The sequence below is a fragment of the Streptosporangium sp. NPDC000239 genome (assembly GCF_040300765.1).
Classification (GTDB): domain Bacteria; phylum Actinomycetota; class Actinomycetes; order Streptosporangiales; family Streptosporangiaceae; genus Streptosporangium.
Map to the genome: position 1 here is coordinate 345,863 of NZ_JBEPEI010000002.1, position 18,792 is coordinate 364,654.

Sequence of the window (18,792 nt, forward strand, 5' to 3'; positions counted from 1 at the left end):
ACCGGGGTGGAGATCGGACAGGCCGGGGAGAAGATCGCTCTGGGGTGAGGTCAGCCTGCGGGGCGAACGGCGCCCCGGTAACGGGCACGGTAGTAGGGCGAGGTGGCGAAGCTCGTTGTCTTGACGACGTCACCACGTCGTGGGGCGTGAATCATGCGGCCACCACCGACATAGAGCCCCACATGGGCGGGATCTCCACTGCCTCCCCCGAAGAAGACCAGGTCTCCGGGGCGAAGGCGGGAGAACGGCACCCTCCTGCCCTGCCTGAACTGACTGCCGGTGTAGTGGGTGAGCCTGACCCCCGCCCTCGCCCAGGCGTGCAAGGTGAGCCCCGAGCAGTCGAAGCCGCCGCGGGTCGGCCCTGTGCTCGACCCACCTCCCCAGACGTAGGGCCTGCCGATCTGGCGTAAGGCCGCGGTCACGGCCATCCGGCCAGGGGACAACGCGACAGCCGTCCTCACCGGGGATAAACGGCTCGACCATCGCAAGGCGATCCTGCCGGCCGCCTCGCTACGACCTGTGGTCGTCCCGGATCCGCGCGGTTCAGGACCGCTTGGCTCCGGGCTCGCCATCTCGGCGATCTCACCGTCTCCCCTGGCCATGTCGTTCTCGTCGGCATCGTGACCTGTCCTGTCGCCGACCTGACCGCCCTTTACTGCGGCGTCGCTCGTCTCGTCGGCGCCAGCGAGCCCGTCCGAAGCCCTCAGGGAAGGTGGAGCAGGCGGGGAGTCGACCGGACTCCAGGCGTGAGGCCCGAGATCCGTGGACGGAGGATTCGCTTTCACGGGGGCCATGGGGTGAGCGGCCTGCCCGCGGATGGACGTATCGGACCTGGCCGGCCCTGCGGAAGCCTCCTGCGGGGTGTCGCGGCTCGTAGCGGGCTCCGGTGTCAAGGCGGCCGCCCCTGGTGAAGGCACGGCTCTGGCCGTCTCCGCATGGCAGGCGTCCTGTTCGCCCCCGGACAGGCCCTCAAGGAGGCCTGGCGGGCCGCCCATGATGAGCCACCTCGTCCAGCTGTCGGCGGCCTCACGACAGGGTCGGGTCACGGATATCCGGGGGGTGACCACGAGTGCCGCCACAAGAACGGTGACGGTGACAAGGGTCGTGATCATGTGTGGCCTCCTGGGGTCGGTGAACGGTCGAGGCCCAGGATCAAAGAAACGGCGGGGTCGCCAAGCGACCGAACGCGGTTCTGTGGATAACTCAAGTTATCCACAGAACCGCGTTCGGTAACCGCTTCCGCGCGCCTCCGGGCTGAAGATGTTCTCCAACGCCCCGTACGGCGCAGCACCCCGAACGACCGCCCGAGGGAGAACCCCGATGATCGACGCCATCCGTGGAGCGCACGACGGTGACAGCCATCCTGGAGGTGGGAAACCTGACGAAAAACGTCTTCCTGGCCGGTCTCCGCCTGCGGGAACCTGTCGCCCATGAACAGCTCTGTGTACACATCCATCGAAAACCGCGCGGGACACCTCTTCGAGGAGTTAGCCTCACGGCCGTGGGCGAGCCTCTGGGAAAAGTGTTGGTGGTGGATGACGACGAGGTCATCCGACAGCTCATCGCGGTCAATCTCACCTTGGAGGGGTTCCAGGTCGAGACGGCCTCCGATGGGCAGGACTGCCTCGATCGGGTGCTGGACGTGCGGCCCGATGTCATCACGCTCGACGTCATGATGCCCAGGCTCGACGGCTGGATGACGGCGACAAGGCTGCGCGGCGACGAGGAGACGAGCCACATCAAGGTGGTGCTGATCACCGCACGGGCACAGGAGGACGACAAGCGGCGTGGGCTGGGGATCGGTGTCGACGCCTATCTCACCAAGCCGTTCGACCCGTCCGAGCTCATTCAGGTCGTCCGCGACCTGGCCCTGGCCGCCCACAACGGCTGAACCCGCTCCCCGAACGGCACAAGCCTGCCTGTCGTGGCCGTCCCAGCCGGGCGGCACGACCGATAACGGCCGCCCAGCACGCCGAGCAAGATCACATACCTCCGGACTCCGGACAGACGCCTGCCCGGGAACGCCCCAAGAACCCGCCGTTCGCTCAGAAGCCTCAGCCTCCCGACCGAAGATCATCTTCGGCGTCGAACTCGAAACCCTCGATGCCGCTCCTTTGAAACCTCCGCGTTCCAGAACCTCGGCGCCGAATCCAAGTAAGCGAACACCTCAGGAAAAGACTCGAAGACGCCACGGGCTCTCTTGACCCACTCCATCCATGGCGTATTCTCCGGGCGGAACGCCTCCCGGATGAGAACGTTCCCTTTCAATGAAATGAAGAAGTCGCACATGAGCTCCGGGAATCACCGCGATATCCGGTTCTGGCGTGCTCTTCTTGTCACCGCGATCGCCGTTCCCACAGGACCGCTGACGACGATTCCCGCCGCACACGCGGACGGCGGCTACACCGGCTCCGACGGGACCCGACACGAGATCTCCCCGGCGCTGGGCTGGAGCATCCTGGCCGGCGACCGCACAGGCCAGGGAGACGGCGGATCAGCCCAGGTCACGATCACCTCCGGCCCCTACGCCGGGACCTAATCCCGCCACGTGGTGAAACGGCCCGCCTACCCTGCTGAGTGCGAGTCGCCACTGAGTCCTGCGCCGTGTCTACAACAAGACAGGTTCACAACAAAGGCGGGCCCACCTATCGAAGCCCATCAAAACCCTCGAATCCCTGTTCCCGCCGGGTGATATCACTAAAGGAAAACCAAGGACAGATCTCAGAGAAGGCCCCGCTTACGCGCGAGAGCGGCGGCATGCGTTCGAGAGGAGACACCGAGTTTGCCAAGAATGTTGGAGACGTGCACACTCACGGTCTTCTGGGCGATGAACAGCCGTTCGCCGATCTCGCGGTTGGGCAGGCCCTCGGCGACCAGGGCCAGCACCTCCTGTTCGCGGCTGGTGAGCAGGCTCTGCTGGGCGGTGACGAACCTGGCGCGTTGTCCCAGTTCGGCCAGAGCCTTGGCCAGAGGTTTGGCACCCAGGGAGTCGGCGGTCTCGACAGCGAGTCGCCACTCCTCAAGCGCGGCGGCGCGATCTCCTGAGGCAAGCAACGCCTCGGCCAGCCGCCACCGCGCGCGTGCGGTCTCGTAGACAAAGGCGGGGTCGAAGATCTCGACGACCCGACGCCAGGCCTGGACGTCGAAACGGCCGTTCGCGCGGTGCCACTCGGCCTCGGCACGTGCCATCCATCCGTGTCCCTCGGTGCCCATCCCTGCCCTGACCGCACCACGGGCGCGGGCGAGCAGTTCGTCGGCCCCTTCGGTGCGGCCAAGGTCGGCCAGTGCCCACAGCGCGACGGCGCTGATACGGATCACCCCGAGGTCAGCGGGGTAGATCGTGTCCAGTACAGCGGTGGCATGCTCCAGGGCGAGCTCGGGGTCGCCCTGCCAGAGGGCGTGCTCGGCGGCCAGGCCGCGTGACATGTAAGCGACAAGGGGGTCGGACCAGAACGGCCTGAGCCAGGCGAGACGCTGCTCAACCTGAGGCGCCCCTGAGGCGACCTCCACGAACAACGCGAAGGAGGACAACACGGCTTCGGCGACCCTGCCGACCCTGGCGCCGAACCCGGCGGCCATCTCCGCGGCGCGGGTCCACTCTCCTGACGAGTAGTGGACGAGCAGCCACAGGAACCGCAGGTCGGTGCCGTAGGTGCTCCACGACAGTCCGGTGCGTTCGGCCAGCCGTACACCACGCTCGGCTGTCTCGGCCGCACTCGCCATGAATCCGCGCTCGTATCGCGTCCGGGCGTGGTGGAACAGGGCGCGCAGGTCCATGGCCAGGTCGCCGGAGTCTCGCAGGACGACGGAGTCGAGCAGCTTCTCGGCTTCTTCGACGTCCCCCTCGTATTCGGCGCAGAGGGCGAGAACGAGGATCGCTCCCTTCTCGGCGTCGCTCGTCCCGGTGGCCCTGGCCACCCCGAGCGCGCGTTCGGCCAGCACCTTGACCTCGGCCGGTCGTGGTGGCCAGGCGAGTGTGCGGGAGAGCGTGGCCAGTGCCCTGGCCAGGTCAGGGCTGTCCGGAGGTGCCGCATCGACGGCCGCCCTGGCGGCGGCGACCGCGCCCTCGACGTCGTCGGAGTCGTAGAGGTAGTAGGCGAGCCGCTCGTAGATCTCCGCCGAGGGGGTGAGAGAACGCAACTGGGCTATGGCCCGGTGGTTGTCGCCCATGTCGGCCGCGACGGCGGCGGTGCGCAGTGTGAGCCGTACGCGGTCGGTCCCGGCGCGCTGTTCGGCGTCCGGGACGCGGTCCCACAGGCTGAGCGCCTGCTCGAAGTGGCGGTGGGCCTCCGCGGGGGCGCCCAGACGTTCGGCCCTGCGTCCCGCCTCCACCGACGCGGACAGGCCTTCGGCGAGGTCGTGGCCCGCGAGGTAGTGGTAGGCGAGTTCGGCCGCCGCTCCCTGACGGGCCGTGAGCAGGCGGGCGAACTCGGAGTGCAGTCTGATCCGCTCACCGGGCAGCAGGTCGGTGTAGACGGCCTCCTGGAGCAGGGCGTGCCGGAAGGCGTAGCCGTACTCGCCGTCGGGGCGGAGCAGCCCACGCGAGACGATCTCCCGCATGGCCTCGTCGAAGGCCAGGTCAGGCGGGCCGGAGGCCTCCTGGAGGAGGTCGTGGTCGACCCGCCTTCCCGCGACGGCGGCGCCGCGCAGCACCCGCTGGGCCTCGTCGGAGAGCACTTCGGCCCTGGACAGCAACAGGCCCGCGAGGTCGTCGGTCATCGAGGAGCCCTCGGTCACGGCTTCGAGCAGCTCGGCGCCGTAGAACGGGTTGCCCTCGGCTCGTTCGGCGACCTCGTCCATGACCCGGGCGTCGGTGCCGCCGAGGGCCGCGAGATAGTCGGCCATCTCGGCCTGGTCGAGCGGGGTCAGTTCGACGGAGGTCACCGAGGGCAGGAGTCTGAGCTCGGCGAGGACCCGGCGCAGTGGGTGGCGTCGATGCAGGTCGTCGGTCCGGTAGGTGCCGACCAGCAGCACACGTTCGGTCTGCAGCATCCGGCTGAGGAAGACCAGCAGGTCACGGGTCGAACGGTCGGCCCAGTGCAGGTCTTCGAGCACCAGCAGCATGGGCCGTACGGCCAGGAAGCCGAGCATCGACCCGAACAGCCGCTGCTGGGTGAGGCCGGAGGCGCTCTCGGTGCCCGGGTCGGTGCCTCCCGGCAGCAGCCTCCCCAGGACGGGACGGGCGTCGATCTCCGCACGCAGCTCGGCTGGGGCGCCGCGCAGGGCGTCGGCCAGCGGGAGGTACGGCAGCGCGTCACCCAGTTCGGCGCACTGACCGACCAGTACGGCGAAGCCGTCCCGTCTGGCCTGCTCGGCGAGCTCCGTGACGAGACGTGTCTTGCCGATGCCCGCGTCACCGCCGACCAGGGCGACACCCGCGAGGCCCTCGGAGGCCGCGCGGAGCAGCGCGGCGAGCCTGCCCAGCTCGGACGAGCGTCCGATCAGGACTCCGCTCGAAGCGGTGCCCGAAGTGGCGCCCAGAACACCGTTCGAAGCTCTCTGTCCCACCTGGTGAGTATGCCACCGTGCGTCGACAAAGTTGATGGCCCGTTCCATAGGACCGAAACGCTCTTATGGTTGGGGCATGGTCTCGATGTCCACGTTCCTGGTCTTCGTGGTCGCATCCTCGGCGCTCGTCCTGATTCCGGGGCCGAACCACCTGTACATCGCCGCCCGGAGCATCGCCCAGGGCAGGTCCGGCGGGATCGCGAGCGTGTTCGGCGTCGGGACGGGCACGCTGGTGCACATCGCCGCCGCGGCCGCGGGACTGTCCTATGTGATCGCCAGGTCCGCAACGCTCTTCAACGTGATCAAGTGGGCCGGGGTGGCCTACCTGGCCTATCTCGGGCTCAGGGCGTTGGTCCGCAGGCACGAGGAGGCCTCCTACGAGACCCGGCCCCAGCCGCTTCGCGCGATCTTCCTGGAGGGCATGGTGGTCAACCTGCTCAATCCCAAGGTGATCCTGTTCTTCCTGGCCTTCCTTCCACAGTTCGTGCACCCCGAGGCGGGGTCGGTCCCGTTGCAGGTCGTGGTCCTGGGTGTCACCCTCCTACTCCTCGGCATGGTCTCGGACATGGTCTACGCACTGGGGGCGGGAATGCTCGGCTCCAGGCTCCGTGGCCGTTCGAACACGGTCGGGCGCCTCAGCGGAGTGGTCTACCTGGGCCTGGGGGTCGCGACGGCGCTCGCCGGACGCTCGGTCTGAGAGATCAGGCTCCGCCTGAGAGGCCGGACGTCCATCTGAGAAACCGAACACGCGACCAGAGAGACCAGGCCCTCGGCCCGGGAAACCCGACGTACGGCCAGAGAGGCCAGGCGCCCGATCCGGAAACGGACGCACGGCCTGAGGGATCGGCTCAGCCCGGGAAACCACCCGGACCGGAGGCACAACCCGGCTCGGACCAGCCGCCCGGACCCACCGGGGAGCACGGCTCGACCTGGGAGCACAGGTCGTCGACGAGGCGGGCCAGGGAGCCTGGAGCCGCCAGTACACCCAGGTGGCCACGCCCGGGGATCAGGATGAGCCTGCCGTTCCGGCAGGCACGCAGGAAGTCGCGCTCGTCGGCCCTGAACGGGTCGCGGGAGCCGTTCACCAGCCACACACGGCCGGGGTATGCGGCCAGTGCGGTGAGCTGATCGTGCGCGGCGACGGCCTCGACCACCTGGGGCAGCACCTCGCACGACAGCCCCCCGGCGACCATCGCGGCGGCTGAGGGGGCGGGCAGGAAGCGGCGGAAGCCGTACTCGCTGATCCGGTTGGCCCGAGCGGGGTTCCTCGCGGCGAGCCTGGCGGCGAACCGGTAGACCCCGAGCATCGACTGGCTGCGGGACGTGCAGCCCATGGCCACCAGGCCCGCGACCTTGTCGGGGAAGCGCTCGGCGGTCGCCATGCCGACGTAGCCGCCCAGGGACAGGCCCGCCACGACGGCTCTGCCGCCGAGTGCGTCGATCGCGGCGGACACCGCGGAGACCGCGTCGTCCATGGAGAACGGCTCTCCCGCGCGGGTGCCGTGGCCCGGCAGGTCGACGACCTTCACGGGGCGGTCGAGGTGGTCGATGACGGGGTCCCACATGGTCGCGCTGACCCGGATGCCGTGCAGGAAGACGATTGGCCGCATGGGAGATCTCCAGACATGTCGGACGAACAACCCCATTGAAACACAACGCACCGTTGCGTTGCTATGGTTGGCGCATGGCACCGCGCAAGGAGCAGCAGATCTTCCAGGCGACGCTCGAACTGCTCACCGTGAGGGGATACGAGGGACTGACCATCGAGGGGGTGGCCGAGCGGTCCGGAGTCAACAAGACCACCATCTACCGCTGGTGGCCCTCCAAGGCGGCCCTGCTCGCCGCCGCACTGACCCAGGCGGACCTGCTCCTGTTCGACCCTCCGGACACCGGCACCCTCAGGGGAGACCTGGAGGAGCTGGTGCGAGGGATGGCCACACTCCTGACCACCTCCCCCAGTTCGGACGTGGCGGTGGCGACGCTGGGCGCGGCCGTGAACCATCCCGAGCTGGCCACGGCGGTCCGGCGGTTCTTCACCGACCGGTTCGCCAGGGAGGAGGCGGTCTTCGACCGTGCCCGGCGGCGCGGCGAGCTTCCGGAGACGGCCGATCCGCTGCTGATCGTGGATCTGCTCGGGGGCGCGGTGTGGATTCGGACGATCTTCCGCGGCCTCCCTCTCGACGACGACTTCGCCACCCAGGCGGTGTCCGTCGTCCTTGACGGAGTGCGCTAGAGGCCGAGGTCCCCGGCGATGCCGTCCAGCATCCAGCGCAGGCCTTGCTCGAAGTCCTCGTCCGCCGCGGCGGGGTCGGCGGGGCCGGAGGCGATCTCGTTCACCAGTGGCGCGAGGTTGGGGAACTCGCCGCTTTCGAGAAGCTCACGTAGGTATGGCCGCATGAGGGCCTCGCGCTCCTGCGGTGTCCAGGTGTATCCGCTGCGCCCCTCCCCCCGCAGCGTCTCCCTGATCACGAACCCCAGCGCGTAGTCGTCGATCGCGGCGATGATCCGCCACTTCTGCTCGGGCGGGATCGGCAGTCCGGAGAGCGCGGCCAGTGACTGCTCCCCGTGCCGCAGGCCGTTCGGGCCGACCTGGGGACGGCTGGCGACAAGATCGACCAGCCAGGGATGGCGCCGGATCGTCTCCCGCGTGCGCCGTACGACGGCTGAGATCGCCTCGCGCCAGTCGTCGGGCAGTTCCCCCTCGACCAGGATCTCCGCGTTCGTCTCGTCGGCCATGAGGTCGAGCAGGTCCTCCTTGCGCTCGATATGGGTGTAGAGGCTCATCGCCCGCGCCCCGAGCTCGGTGGCGATCCTGCGGATGGAGACGGCGTCGAGCCCCTCGGCGTCGGCGACCTCGATCGCGGTCCTCACGATCGCCTCGCGGGTCAGTTTCGGACGGCGCCCGGCCGTCTCACGTGCCCAGACCGGCCCCTGCGCCTGTTCGGTTCCCATCCGAAGAGTGTACGGCGTAGCGCATGGGCGCTACAGTGTACGGAAAACCGATACAACGTACGGAACGGTGATCTGGATGACCGTCACCCAAGCCCGATCCGACCCCGCACTGCGCGCCGTCTCCATCACCGTGGTGCTCGGCACGATCATGACCATGCTGGACGCGACCATCGTCAACGTCGCGATCGACGTTCTCGGCCGTGACCTGGGTGTCCCGCTCAGCACCGTCCAGTGGACGGTCACCGGCTACGTGCTCGCCCTGTCCATGACGATCCCGGTGACCGGATGGGCCATCGGGCGCTTCGGCGCCAAGACGACCTGGATCGCCTCGCTCGCGATCTTCGGAGCCGGGTCGGTCCTGTGCGGGGCCGCCTGGTCCGTGGGCGCCCTGATCGCCTTCCGCGTGCTCCAGGGGATCGGCGGCGGGCTGCTCATGCCGATCGCACAGACCCTGCTCGCCCGCGCCGCGGGCCCCGAAAGGCTGGGCCGGGTGATGGCCGTGATCTCGGTCCCGTCGATGCTCGCCCCGGTGCTCGGGCCGCTGCTCGGCGGGGTGCTCGTCGACCACCTGAGCTGGCGGTGGATGTTCTACGTCAACGTCCCGGTGTGCGTGGTCGCGTTGCTGCTGGCCGTACGGCTACTGCCCGGTGACCGGGAGCGCGACGCCGGGCGGCTGGACCTGCTCGGTCTGGTGCTGCTGTCCCCCGGGCTGGCCGCGCTGGTCTACGGACTGTCACAGTTCGGTGAGGCGGGGGGCGGTACGCGGGCGGTCCTGGGACTCGGCCTCGGCGCCGCGCTCGTCGCGGTCTTCGTCACGCACTCGCTGCGCCGGGGCACCGGCGCCCTGATCGACGTGGGTCTCTTCCGCGACAGAGGGCTGACCACCTCCGCGGCGTCCCTGTTCTTCTACTCCGTCGGGGTCTTCGGTGTGCTGCTGCTGGTGCCGCTGTACTCGCAGAGCGTCCCGGGAACGGGCGTGCTGGACGCGGGCCTCCTGATCGCCCCGATGGGCGTGGGCGCGATCGTCACCATGCCGCTGGCCGGACGGCTCACCGACCGGCTCGGCGCCCGGCTGCCCGGGGTGGCGGGCATCGTGACCGTGCTCGCCGGGACCCTCGCCTGCGCCGTGATCGGCCCGTCGGTCGCCGCGCTCTTCGTGATCGGCCTCGGGCACGGTCTCGTCACCCCGTCGATCATGGCCTCGGCCTACCGCACCCTGCCCAGGGCGGCCGTTCCGGGTGCCGCGACCGCCTCGCAGATCGTGATCAGGGTGGGCAGCGCGCTCGGCGCCGCCGTGACCGCGGTCGTCCTGCAGGCACTGACCCGTTCGTACGGCACCGCCGCCTTCTCCGGTGGCTTCACCTGGACTCTGGTGATCATCGCCGTGGCCCTGGTGCCCGCCCTGGTGATCCCCCGCCACCGACCGGCGTGACAGTTCCGTGAACGGTCAGCCGGACAGGGCCCCGGGGATGCGGTCGAGGATGGGGTACGGCATGAGCCCGTAGGCGTAGAAGTCGACCGCGTCCGCCCCGGCGACCTTGGCGGCCCTGACCTTGGCGGCCAGCCGTTCCGCCGAGTCGGTGTCCGGCATTCCGGGCCGGAGCACCGCCCGCAGCTCCTTGCCCGTGGAACGACGGTAGGCCACCAGGTCGTCGGCGACGCGCTCGGCGTCGCGGGCGTAGGCGAGCACTCCGAGCGAGGGGACCAGGTCACCCAGGGCGACCAGGTCGACGCCGAGCTGCCAGGAGTCGTGCGCGGACAGCCCGGAAGGGGGGAGACCGTCCATGTAGCCCTTCGCCGCGCCGGTCGCGTCGAGGAAGACGAACCTGGTGCCCTCCGCGGTGACCGCGGCGGAGACCTCGGAGACCAGCGAGGTCACCACCTCGGAGCGGGCCCGCGCGTAGGAGACGACCTCGGGCCCCGCGTAGGCGGTCAGCGCCGCCCTGGTCACCTCGCCCTGCGCGGGCGGGTCGCCGTCGAGGACACCGCCCACGATCCTGGCGCACTCCTCCCTGGCGACCTCCGCGTTGACACCGAGGTCCGCGGCGCGGCGGATGCAGAAGTCGCAGAAGCACAGGCCCAGAAGGAAGACGTCCATCGGCCCGAGCGGCACGAAGCAGCGGTCGTTGTGGTAGCCGCAGCCGAAGGTGCCGAAGTGCAGCGCCTCGGCGACCACACTGTCCACCCCCTGCCTGGCCACGGCCCTGCCGAGCGCCACCGCGTAGCGGCGCACGTCGGGGTTGGAGGGGCACAGCTCGGCGGGCGAACCCCGGTCACCGAAGCAGTTGCGCACGGTGACGTCGGGGTTGGCCAGGCCGAGTGTGGTGTTCTCCAGGAAGACGGTCCAGCCGTGCAGCTTCAGGCCCCGCTCCGCGGTGGCCAGACGCAACGCGGCCAGGGGCTCCTCCTCGGCACCCGCCTGCACAGGCGGGACGAGGCGGAGCCCGTCGAACAGGTCGGCCGGCGGAAGGAAGTGGACGCCGTCGTCACGCACGGTCACCCGGGGGCGGCCGTGCGGGGTGACGTCGCGAGCGCGGTGATAGGCGGCGGCGACGGTCACGCCCGCCACGCCGTACCCGGTGACCCGGTCGAGGACCGCCTCAAGGCCCTCACCCCGCACGTCCTCGACGTAGACGTATAGCGAGCTGTCCAAACCGCCGCCTTCCCACGCAGTCGGTCAGACTCTAACGTGCCTTGTAAGCGACGAAGTCGATCTCGACGAGGATGTCCATCAAGTCGGAGCCGACGGTCGTACGGACCGGGTACGGCTGGGTGAAATACGACTTGTACACCTCGTTGTAGGCGGCGAAGTCCCGCTTCAGGTGCTGAAGGTGGACGGTCGACTTGACCACGTCGTCGAACCCGAGACCGTGGGCCGCCAGGATCGCGCCGAGGTTGCGCATCACCTGGTGGGTCTGCTCGGCCACGTCGGTGCCGACGACCTCACCGGTCTTGGGGTCGAGCGGGCCCGCGCCGGAGGTGTAGACGAAGTCACCGACCACGAGGCCCTGTGAGTACGCCCCGACCGGCGCGGCGCCCTCGTCCGTCCGCAGTTCCTGCTTGCCACTCATGTCACAACTCCTTAGGAGACTCTCTACGACAACGACAGAACGTCAGAAATAGGTCGTGATCAGATCGACGACCGTGTGGTCGTCGTCCACGACCGGGATGACCCGCCACTTGTCGAAGGCGGTGCACGGGTGGGAGATGCCGAAGGAGACCAGGTCTCCGGGCTTCACCGTCGAGTCCGGCGTGAGCCGCAGGATCGCGTGCTGGTCCTGGACCTTGAGCACGGTCGCGCCCTCGACGGCCCCCTTGGGCACCGGCAGCCCCTCGTCGAAGGGGGCGTCCCGCTTGCCGAAGCCCACCACGGCCAGACCGGGTTCGGGCACACTCAGCACGTACGCCCACACCTCAAGCGCCGCCCGCAGTTCCCCCTCGATCCGGTTGTACGGCGTGCGCTCGCGGTAGTAGCCGTCGTCGTGGGAGACGTAGGCGCCGCTGCGCAGCACGACCCTGGCCTGGCAGGTGGCCAGCTCCCTGCCGATCACGTCGAACCACTGGCTGCCGCCGACCGACAGGATCGGGTCGCGCACCCGCAGGTGCTCCAGCGCCTCGACCAGCCTGCCGAGGTAGGCGCGCACCTCCTGCGCGTTCCCCAGCCCGCCCTCGTAGCCCGCGACGCCCACCAGTTCGACGCCGGACGCCTCCTGGGCCGCCGCGGCGACCTCAAGGAAGTCGGAGAGCGTACGGCAGCCCGCCCTGCCGCCCTCGTGTCCCAGCTCGACCAGCACCTGGAACGGCCTGCCGCCCGCGTGCCGGGAGAGTGTCTCGACACCGGCGACCGAGTCCGCGAAGCAGAGGAACTCGAACGACGGGTCCTGGTCCAGCTGGGCGGCGATCGCGTCGAGGCCCGCGGGGTCGAAGACCTGGTTGGCGATGAGGACGCGTGACACGCCGAACTCGCGCAGGGTCAGCGCCTGGCTCGGGGTCGCGACCGCCAGCCCCCACGCGCCCGCCTCAAGCTGGGCTCTGACCAGCTCCGGCGACATGGTCGTCTTGGCGTGCGGGGCGAGGAGCAACCCGTGGTCGGCGGCGAATCCCGCGAGTGTGGCGATGTTGTGTTCGAGCGCGTCACGGTTGGCCACCATCACGGGGAAGCTGAAGGCTCCCCCGAACAGTGAGGACCCGACCGCCCGACTGGGATCGACGATCCCCTTCACGTGTTACCCCCTTCGCTTCCCTTGCTGGACCCTATCCGTCAGGGTCTGATCGCCCTTCCGGGGGTGGCCCCGGTGAGCGTTCCTCCGGCGAGCACCGCGACTCCGGAGACGAGGACGTCGTCGACACCGGCCGCGGGGACGCGGGGGTCGGCGTAGGTGGCCAGGTCCTGGACGCGGGCGGCGTCGAGAACGACGACGTCGGCCACCTGACCCGCGCGGATCAGGCCCCTGCCGGTCAGGCCGAAACGCCGGGCGGGGTGGGAGGCGAGATGGACGGCGGCCTGCTCCAGGGTCAGGTCACCGGTGTCGCGGACGTGGTGGCCGAGCATGCGGGCGAAGGCCCCGTAGCCCCTGGGGTGCGGATGCCCTCCGACGTAGATGCCGTCGGAACCACCGGTGTGGGCGGGATGCCGCAGGATCGCGCGGACCGACTCCTCCCCTTCCGGTCCCTCGTCGGGGCGGGCCATCACGCACCCGGCCTCAAGGCGGGTCGCGACCAGGATCGCGCGGCAGAACTCACCCGGTTCCGCGCCGGCCCGCTCCGCCGCCTCGGGCAGCGTCAGCCCCTCCGCCCACTCGGCCCCCGGGACGTGCGAGAGGGTGATCCTCGGCCAGATCGTCTCGTCCCACTCGATCCGCTCGGACTCCAGCAGACTGAGCGCCCTGTCCGTGTCGGCGGCCGGAATCCACGACGGCAGCGCGACCATCGCCAGGATCGTGCTGCCCCGCAGGTAGGGATAGGTGTCGAAGGTGACGTCGAGACCTTCGTCGCGCGCCCGGTCGACCATCGGCAGCAGGGTCGCCGCCGGACCGTGGTAGTGCGAGACGTGCACGGCGGCGCCCGAGCGCCTGGCGATGTCGGTCACCTCGGTCATCCCGGTCGTGGCATTGACGCCGTAGCCGCGCATGTGCGTGACGTACGGCAGAGCGCCGAGGGGCGCGCAGAGCGCGGCCAGCTCGGCGGCGTCCGCGTAGCGTCCCGGGGCGTACTCCAGGCCCGTGGAGAACCCGGCCGCCCCCTCGGACAGGCCGCGCTCGACCCGGGCGAGCATGGCGGCGAGCTCGTCGGCCGACGCCGCCCGTTCCGCGGCGCCCATCACGTCGTAGCGGATCGTGCCGTGCGGCAGCAGGTAGACGGTGTTGAGCGCGCTCGCCCCGTCGTAGCCCGCCAGCAGCTCCGCCACGCTCAGCGGGCCGTCCGCGTGGGGGTGGGCGCCGTTGACCGCGGCGAAGTAGCGGGTGACGTAGGCGAAGGCCTCGGGGGTCGAGGTGGGGGCGAAGGACAGGCCGTCCTGACCGAGGACGAAGGTCGTCACGCCCTGGCGCAGCGCGGCGAGCTGCACCTCCGGGTCGAAGACGAGGGCGTCGCCGTGGACGTGGCAGTCGATCAGACCGGGCATGACGTGGCGCCCAGAGGCGTCGATCACCGTCGCGGCCTCCGCCCCCGTCAGTCTGCCGACCGCGGTGATCTCGCTCCCGGTGATCCCGACGTCCGCCAGAAAGGCCGGGGCGCCGGTTCCGTCCAACACCCAGCCGTCTCTGATCAACACATCAAAGGACATGCTCGGATTCAATCATTGAAGAGGGATTCCGTGCATCTTCGAGCGTTCCAGCCGTCCGGGGGTGACTCGCCGTGACACCGGAGGCGGTCGGCGAGTCCCCGCCGGAATCAGTCGTACGGCCCCCGGGAGGAGGTGGTCGCGCACTCAGGGCCGGAGAGCACCGGGCGTTCGGCCAGCAGATCCCTGGCCCGCTGGCGGGCGAGGTTCCATCCGTTCCACGGGTCGGGGGCCGCGAGGTCGTTGGCGGCGACCACGTCCCGCAGCACACAGCTGCGCATCGGCTCGGGCAACCGGTCGAGCGCGGGTACGGCCTCCGCCCCGAGGTCGCCCAGGTAGGCCTGGTCGAGCCGTTCGACACCCCGGATGGCGACCTGGGTCTCGGCGACCCGCAGGTCGGGGTTCCACACGGCGAACGCCAGCAGCGCGACCCCGGTCATCATCACCATCGCCCTGGGCAGCCATCCCGCGTGGCCACGCCGGGTGAGCCGTACCGCCCCCGCGGCCAGGACCAGCACGAAGACGGCGCCCAGCCACCAGATCGCCGCCTCGACCGAGGCCCGCAGCCGGGAGAAGCCGTAGGCGTCGACGTAGAGGTCGAGACGGTGCAGCGCGGAGGCCAGGACCACCAGGGTCAGCGCGCAGAGCAGGCCGAGCAGGCCAGCCATCAGCCACCTCTCACGCCCCCCGAGATCGACCAGGACCGAGGCCGCCGCCACGATGGCCAGCACGAACACGCTGACGATGACGAGCTGGAAGAACCCTGACCTGGCGTACTCGGCGTAGGTCAGCCCCACGGCGGAGACCACCCACCGGGTGCTGCCGAACAGCACGGTCAGCTGCATCCCCACGAACACGGCGAACAGCAGGTTGAGAGCGACCAGCGGAGGCACCCACAGGCTCCGGCCGACCGTGAGCCGCAGCGTGGGAACCCTCGGTTCGGCCACGGGACGCAGGCCGACCAACACCGCCGCGGCGACCAGCACCCCGAAGACCGCGAACAGCACGATCCGCACCGGCATCGACGCCGCCCAGTCCTGCGCCAGCAGAATCCGTTCGACGGCGTCGGCGAAGACCGCGTCCGCCGAAACGAACAGCCCGCCGAAGAGCAGTACGAGCACCAGGCTCAGCCCGACCCCGACCAGCGCGGGCACCACTCGTCTGCGCAGGGACGCCCCCTTGACCGACTCCGCGAGGAACCACGGCACGGGCGGTAGCGCGATCAGCACCGAGGCGGCGCCCCTGACCACCCCGAGCCAGCCGCGTCCCACCCCCGACAGGGCGAGGGCGGCCAGCAGGAACCCGGCCAGCAGGAGCGAGGCGACCAGCCAGTCCGAGTCCCTGAACACCGCGACCGTGACGAGTCCATACGCGACCACCCCCAGCCCTGCCGACCACGGTGTGATCCGGTGCCGGGCGACCGGCAGAACCGCCACACCCATGGCGACGGCGACGAGCACGAACCCCAGCCCGATCCGGCTGTACGGCAGGGCCAGCGCCGCGACGAGGCCGACACAGGCGCCGGCGGCGAGCATCCAGCGGGGGGTGGCGGGCAGCTCTGGCCTGGGGAACAACGGCGGGGCCACATATCCCCCCGGCGGCCCTCCCGAGCCCTTTCCCGAAGGACCCCCGAAGGGACTTCCCGGCACGCTCCCCGCGAGGGCTCCCGGAGAACTTTCCGACGTCCCTCCCGGGAGGCCTTCCAGCGTGCCGTCCGGGGAGCCTCCCGAGGAGCCCGTCCCCCGCTCGCCACCGGTGGTTTCCCGCGTGGCGCCGGTCGCTCGCGCGCCCCACGGCCCGCTGCCGTGCCCCGCCGGCCTCGGTATGACGGGACGCTCCGGGAGGCTTCCCGCGGCCCTGGCGTAGGAGTCGGTGATCCCGAGCACCGTGCCGACGAACCCGCCGCCCAGCGTGATCAGGAAACCGGCCAGCGCCCCCAGCAGCGGGCTCATCGAGGCGATGATCAACCCCGTGACCACCCCGCAGACCAGTCCGGCGATCCCGCCGCCGAAGAGTCCGGCGAACGCCCCCGCCCAGTTGCGAGGCGGCCGGGACCGACGGGGGACCTCCGGCATCGGCCCCCACGCGGCGGACCGATACGACCCGCCCACCGCGGGTCTCCGCTCGGAGGACAGATGCGACTCGTCTGCCCTCGGCTGCTCACGCGCTGAGGACTCGCTCGCCACCGGCCCGTTCGCCGAGGACGAGTACGGCCCGCCCACCGGCCCCCGCTCAGAGGACAGCCGTGACTCACCCGCCACCGGCCCGTTCGCCGAGGACGGGTGCGGTTCACCCGGGGCCGACGGCTCCGCCGCCCCGGGCTCGGTCCTCCGGGGAGGTTCACCGTCTCCTTCGGCGTACCGCGCGAATCCGGCTGCGCCGGCGCTTTCCCTGGGTCCGGCCAGACCACCCTCGACGGCATCGGAGAGCTTCGCGTTCTCACCGGTTCCCCCGGCCCGGTGGGCGAGCCCGGCGGACTTGCCGGATTCCGTGATCTCCGGCGACCCCGTCCCCTCGGAGGAAGGCACGGCTTTCCCGGCCTCGTCCGAATCGCCGTGTTCCCGAAGCGCCTCAACCCCCGAGTCCCCGGTGGATTCCGCCGTCTCAGGGAGCCGTGGGCCTTCCCCTCGCGCCTTGGCGGGGTTGCCGGGCGTTTCGGATCCCGCGATCTCCCGAAAACCAGATCCCTCGACGGGCGCCTCGTCCTGGGAGAGCCGGGCGCCTCCCGTGGCACCGGTACGGCCGGTGGCGTCGGCCGGTCCGCGCGACGCCCGGGTGAGGGTCGAGGCCGAAGAACTTTCCGGAAGGTCGACCACGACACGGCAGCCCCCGCCGTCCTCGACGTGGATGCAGCCGCCGTGCAGCTCGACGATCTCCTTGACGATGGCCAGCCCGAGGCCTGCGCCGCCCACGTCCGCCGCCCGCCCGGCGTCCAGCCGGGAGAAGCGCTCGAACGCCCGAGCCCGGTCCTCCTGCGGGATGCCCGGCCCCTGGTCGGTCACGCGCAGCCGTACGCCGTTCTCCCGTGGGGAGGCTCCGAGCACCACGACCCCGCCCACGGGGCTGTGCCGTACCGCGTTGTCCAGCAGGTTCGCCAGCACCTGCGCCAGCAGGTCGGGGTCGGCGTGGGCGCTCAGGCCCGCGGGCACCTCACAGCGGGCGGTGACGCCCTCCCTGGCGAGTACGGCTTCGCGCAGCGCCTGTTCGCACAGCGGCCGGAGCTCGACCTCCTCAAGCTCGATCGGCCTGGCCCCGGAGTCGAGACGGGACAGGTCGAGAAGCTGGGCGACCAGTCTGCCGAGCCGCTCCGTCTGGGACAGGGCGGTTCCCAGCGTGACGGGGTCGGGCGTCGAGACGCCGTCGACCACGTTCTCCAGGACCGCCCTGAGCGCGGTGATCGGTGTGCGCAGCTCGTGGCTGACGTTGGCGACCAGCTCGCGCCGCTGCCGGTCGACCTCGCCGAGGTCGGCCGCCATCGCGTTGAAGGCACGGGCGAGTTCGCCGACCTCGTCACGTGAGGTGGCGGCGACGCGCAGACCGTAGCGGCCCTTGGCGATGGTCTGCGCGGCGGCGGCCATCTCACGCAGCGGTTTGGTCATCCCCCGGGCGAGCAACTGCATCATGACCAGGGCGAACGCGACGGCGACCGCGACGCGGACGTTGCGCGGATATCCGGCGTTGATGCCGACCTCGTTGGCGACGAACGCCGCGGCGACGGCCAGCAGCATGACCATGCCGATCTTGACCTTGATCCTGCCGAGGAAGTCGAGGGGTCTCAATGGGGCCCGTCCGTTGGTCGAGTGGTGGCGGTTCGGAGGATTTCCGGTACTGAAAGAGGAGCGGGTCAGTTACGGACGAGGGCGTAGCCCACTCCGTGGACGGTCCTGACCACGCCGGGGCCGAGTTTGCGGCGCAGCGCGCGCACGTGGCTGTCGACCGTCCGGGTGGCGGCCGCCTCGGAGAACCCCCAGATGTCGGCGAGCAGCCGTTCACGTTCGTACACCTGGCCCGGCCGCTCGGCGAGACGGCACAGCAGGTCGAACTCGGTCCTGGTGAGCTGCGCCTCCGCTCCCCGCACGTAGACCCGCCGCTCCGCGGTGTCGATCTCGACGTCACCGACCCGGATGACCGTGTCCTCGACGGCGAGCTGGGAGGCCCGCTCCACCCGGCGCAGCAGCGCGTGCACCCGCGCGACCAGTTCGCGCATGCTGAACGGCTTGGCCATGTAGTCGTCCGCGCCGACCCCGAGGCCGACGAGCAGGTCGGTCTCCTCACCCAGTGCGGTCAGCATGAGCACGGGCACCGGCCTGGCGGCCTGCATCCTGCGGCAGACCTCCAGGCCGTCGAGGCCGGGCAGCAGCCGGTCGAGCACGACCACGTCGGCCCCGGCCCTGGCGTAGGCCGTGAGCGCCCCCTCCCCGTCACCCACGACCTGGACGTCGAAGCCCTCGGCCGTCAGCCGGTGCCCCACGGCCCGCGCGATCGTCTCGTCGTCCTCCACCACGAGGACACGTCGTTGTTGGGGGGATGTCATGCCTCGCAGCGTAAAG

Annotated in this window: 15 protein-coding genes; 5 read left to right on the forward strand and 10 right to left on the reverse strand. The window is 70.5% G+C overall.

Going from position 1 to position 18,792, the window contains the following annotated elements:
• Nucleotides 1-50: 50 nt before the first annotated feature.
• Entirely contained in the window at nucleotides 51-428 is a 378-nt protein-coding gene (locus ABT340_RS07080) for a C40 family peptidase (RefSeq protein ID WP_352009761.1), read from the reverse strand.
• Nucleotides 429-1,522: 1,094 nt separating this feature from the next.
• Here ABT340_RS07080 and ABT340_RS07085 point away from each other — a divergent pair.
• Together ABT340_RS07085 and ABT340_RS07090 are read left to right on the forward strand one after the other, a co-directional pair.
• The gene (locus tag ABT340_RS07085; RefSeq protein WP_184713476.1) at nucleotides 1,523-1,891 is read left to right on the forward strand and encodes a response regulator transcription factor; all 369 of its coding nucleotides are present in this window, start codon (nucleotides 1,523-1,525) and stop codon (nucleotides 1,889-1,891) included.
• A gap of 396 nt (nucleotides 1,892-2,287) precedes the next feature.
• Nucleotides 2,288-2,539, forward strand: coding sequence for a hypothetical protein (locus ABT340_RS07090; protein ID WP_352009762.1), 252 nt, complete (start codon nucleotides 2,288-2,290; stop codon nucleotides 2,537-2,539).
• Nucleotides 2,540-2,721: 182 nt separating this feature from the next.
• Here ABT340_RS07090 and ABT340_RS07095 read toward each other — a convergent pair whose 3' ends face one another.
• Entirely contained in the window at nucleotides 2,722-5,508 is a 2,787-nt protein-coding gene (locus tag ABT340_RS07095) for a helix-turn-helix transcriptional regulator (RefSeq protein ID WP_352009763.1), read from the reverse strand.
• A 76-nt stretch (nucleotides 5,509-5,584) separates the two neighbouring features.
• Here ABT340_RS07095 and ABT340_RS07100 point away from each other — a divergent pair, with 76 nt between their 5' ends.
• Nucleotides 5,585-6,205, forward strand: a complete 621-nt coding sequence (locus ABT340_RS07100; protein ID WP_352009764.1) for a LysE family translocator — start codon at nucleotides 5,585-5,587, stop codon at nucleotides 6,203-6,205.
• 151 nt (nucleotides 6,206-6,356) lie between these two features.
• On the opposite strand, the gene ABT340_RS07105 is transcribed toward ABT340_RS07100, so the two are convergent.
• Nucleotides 6,357-7,118 carry an alpha/beta fold hydrolase gene (locus ABT340_RS07105; protein WP_352009765.1) on the reverse strand — a complete coding sequence of 254 codons (762 nt, stop codon included), beginning with the start codon at nucleotides 7,116-7,118 and terminating at the stop codon, nucleotides 6,357-6,359.
• A 74-nt stretch (nucleotides 7,119-7,192) separates the two neighbouring features.
• Here ABT340_RS07105 and ABT340_RS07110 point away from each other — a divergent pair, with 74 nt between their 5' ends.
• Nucleotides 7,193-7,741: a TetR/AcrR family transcriptional regulator gene (locus ABT340_RS07110; protein ID WP_352009766.1), complete on the forward strand. Its 549-nt coding sequence runs from the start codon at nucleotides 7,193-7,195 to the stop codon at nucleotides 7,739-7,741.
• Here ABT340_RS07110 and ABT340_RS07115 read toward each other — a convergent pair.
• Nucleotides 7,738-8,460 carry a TetR/AcrR family transcriptional regulator C-terminal domain-containing protein gene (locus ABT340_RS07115; RefSeq protein WP_352009767.1) on the reverse strand — a complete coding sequence of 241 codons (723 nt, stop codon included), beginning with the start codon at nucleotides 8,458-8,460 and terminating at the stop codon, nucleotides 7,738-7,740. The two genes, ABT340_RS07110 and ABT340_RS07115, sit on opposite strands and share 4 nt — an antisense overlap.
• A gap of 76 nt (nucleotides 8,461-8,536) precedes the next feature.
• Here ABT340_RS07115 and ABT340_RS07120 point away from each other — a divergent pair, with 76 nt between their 5' ends.
• Nucleotides 8,537-9,892 (forward strand): DHA2 family efflux MFS transporter permease subunit, encoded by a 1,356-nt coding sequence (locus ABT340_RS07120; protein ID WP_352009768.1) that lies wholly within the window; start codon nucleotides 8,537-8,539, stop codon nucleotides 9,890-9,892.
• Nucleotides 9,893-9,907: 15 nt separating this feature from the next.
• On the opposite strand, the gene ABT340_RS07125 is transcribed toward ABT340_RS07120, so the two are convergent.
• The 6 genes from ABT340_RS07125 to ABT340_RS07150 form a co-directional block, all read right to left on the reverse strand.
• Nucleotides 9,908-11,113 carry a hypothetical protein gene (locus ABT340_RS07125; protein WP_352009769.1) on the reverse strand — a complete coding sequence of 402 codons (1,206 nt, stop codon included), beginning with the start codon at nucleotides 11,111-11,113 and terminating at the stop codon, nucleotides 9,908-9,910.
• 31 nt (nucleotides 11,114-11,144) lie between these two features.
• Nucleotides 11,145-11,531, reverse strand: a complete 387-nt coding sequence (locus ABT340_RS07130) for a Rid family detoxifying hydrolase (protein WP_352009770.1) — start codon at nucleotides 11,529-11,531, stop codon at nucleotides 11,145-11,147.
• A 42-nt stretch (nucleotides 11,532-11,573) separates the two neighbouring features.
• Nucleotides 11,574-12,683: an alanine racemase gene (locus ABT340_RS07135; RefSeq protein ID WP_352009771.1), complete on the reverse strand. Its 1,110-nt coding sequence runs from the start codon at nucleotides 12,681-12,683 to the stop codon at nucleotides 11,574-11,576.
• Between the two features lie 38 nt (nucleotides 12,684-12,721).
• Nucleotides 12,722-14,245: an N-acyl-D-amino-acid deacylase family protein gene (locus tag ABT340_RS07140; RefSeq protein WP_352009772.1), complete on the reverse strand. Its 1,524-nt coding sequence runs from the start codon at nucleotides 14,243-14,245 to the stop codon at nucleotides 12,722-12,724.
• A gap of 107 nt (nucleotides 14,246-14,352) precedes the next feature.
• Nucleotides 14,353-18,021 (reverse strand): DUF4153 domain-containing protein, encoded by a 3,669-nt coding sequence (locus tag ABT340_RS07145; RefSeq protein WP_352009773.1) that lies wholly within the window; start codon nucleotides 18,019-18,021, stop codon nucleotides 14,353-14,355.
• Between the two features lie 65 nt (nucleotides 18,022-18,086).
• Complete coding sequence (locus ABT340_RS07150; protein WP_352009774.1) at nucleotides 18,087-18,776, reverse strand: response regulator transcription factor; 690 nt, start codon at nucleotides 18,774-18,776, stop codon at nucleotides 18,087-18,089.
• Between the last annotated feature and the right edge of the window lie 16 nt (nucleotides 18,777-18,792).

Excerpts from the sequence above, each read along its gene's own strand:
- ABT340_RS07080 (WP_352009761.1), bottom strand. The coding sequence starts at position 428 with ATGGCCGTGACCGCGGCCTTACGCCAGATCGGCAGGCCCTACGTCTGG.
- ABT340_RS07090 (WP_352009762.1), top strand. The coding sequence starts at position 2,288 with ATGAGCTCCGGGAATCACCGCGATATCCGGTTCTGGCGTGCTCTTCTT.
- ABT340_RS07100 (WP_352009764.1), top strand. The coding sequence starts at position 5,585 with ATGGTCTCGATGTCCACGTTCCTGGTCTTCGTGGTCGCATCCTCGGCG.
- ABT340_RS07105 (WP_352009765.1), bottom strand. The coding sequence starts at position 7,118 with ATGCGGCCAATCGTCTTCCTGCACGGCATCCGGGTCAGCGCGACCATG.
- ABT340_RS07110 (WP_352009766.1), top strand. The coding sequence starts at position 7,193 with ATGGCACCGCGCAAGGAGCAGCAGATCTTCCAGGCGACGCTCGAACTG.
- ABT340_RS07115 (WP_352009767.1), bottom strand. The coding sequence starts at position 8,460 with ATGGGAACCGAACAGGCGCAGGGGCCGGTCTGGGCACGTGAGACGGCC.
- ABT340_RS07120 (WP_352009768.1), top strand. The coding sequence starts at position 8,537 with ATGACCGTCACCCAAGCCCGATCCGACCCCGCACTGCGCGCCGTCTCC.
- ABT340_RS07130 (WP_352009770.1), bottom strand. The coding sequence starts at position 11,531 with ATGAGTGGCAAGCAGGAACTGCGGACGGACGAGGGCGCCGCGCCGGTC.
- ABT340_RS07140 (WP_352009772.1), bottom strand. The coding sequence starts at position 14,245 with ATGTCCTTTGATGTGTTGATCAGAGACGGCTGGGTGTTGGACGGAACC.
- ABT340_RS07150 (WP_352009774.1), bottom strand. The coding sequence starts at position 18,776 with ATGACATCCCCCCAACAACGACGTGTCCTCGTGGTGGAGGACGACGAG.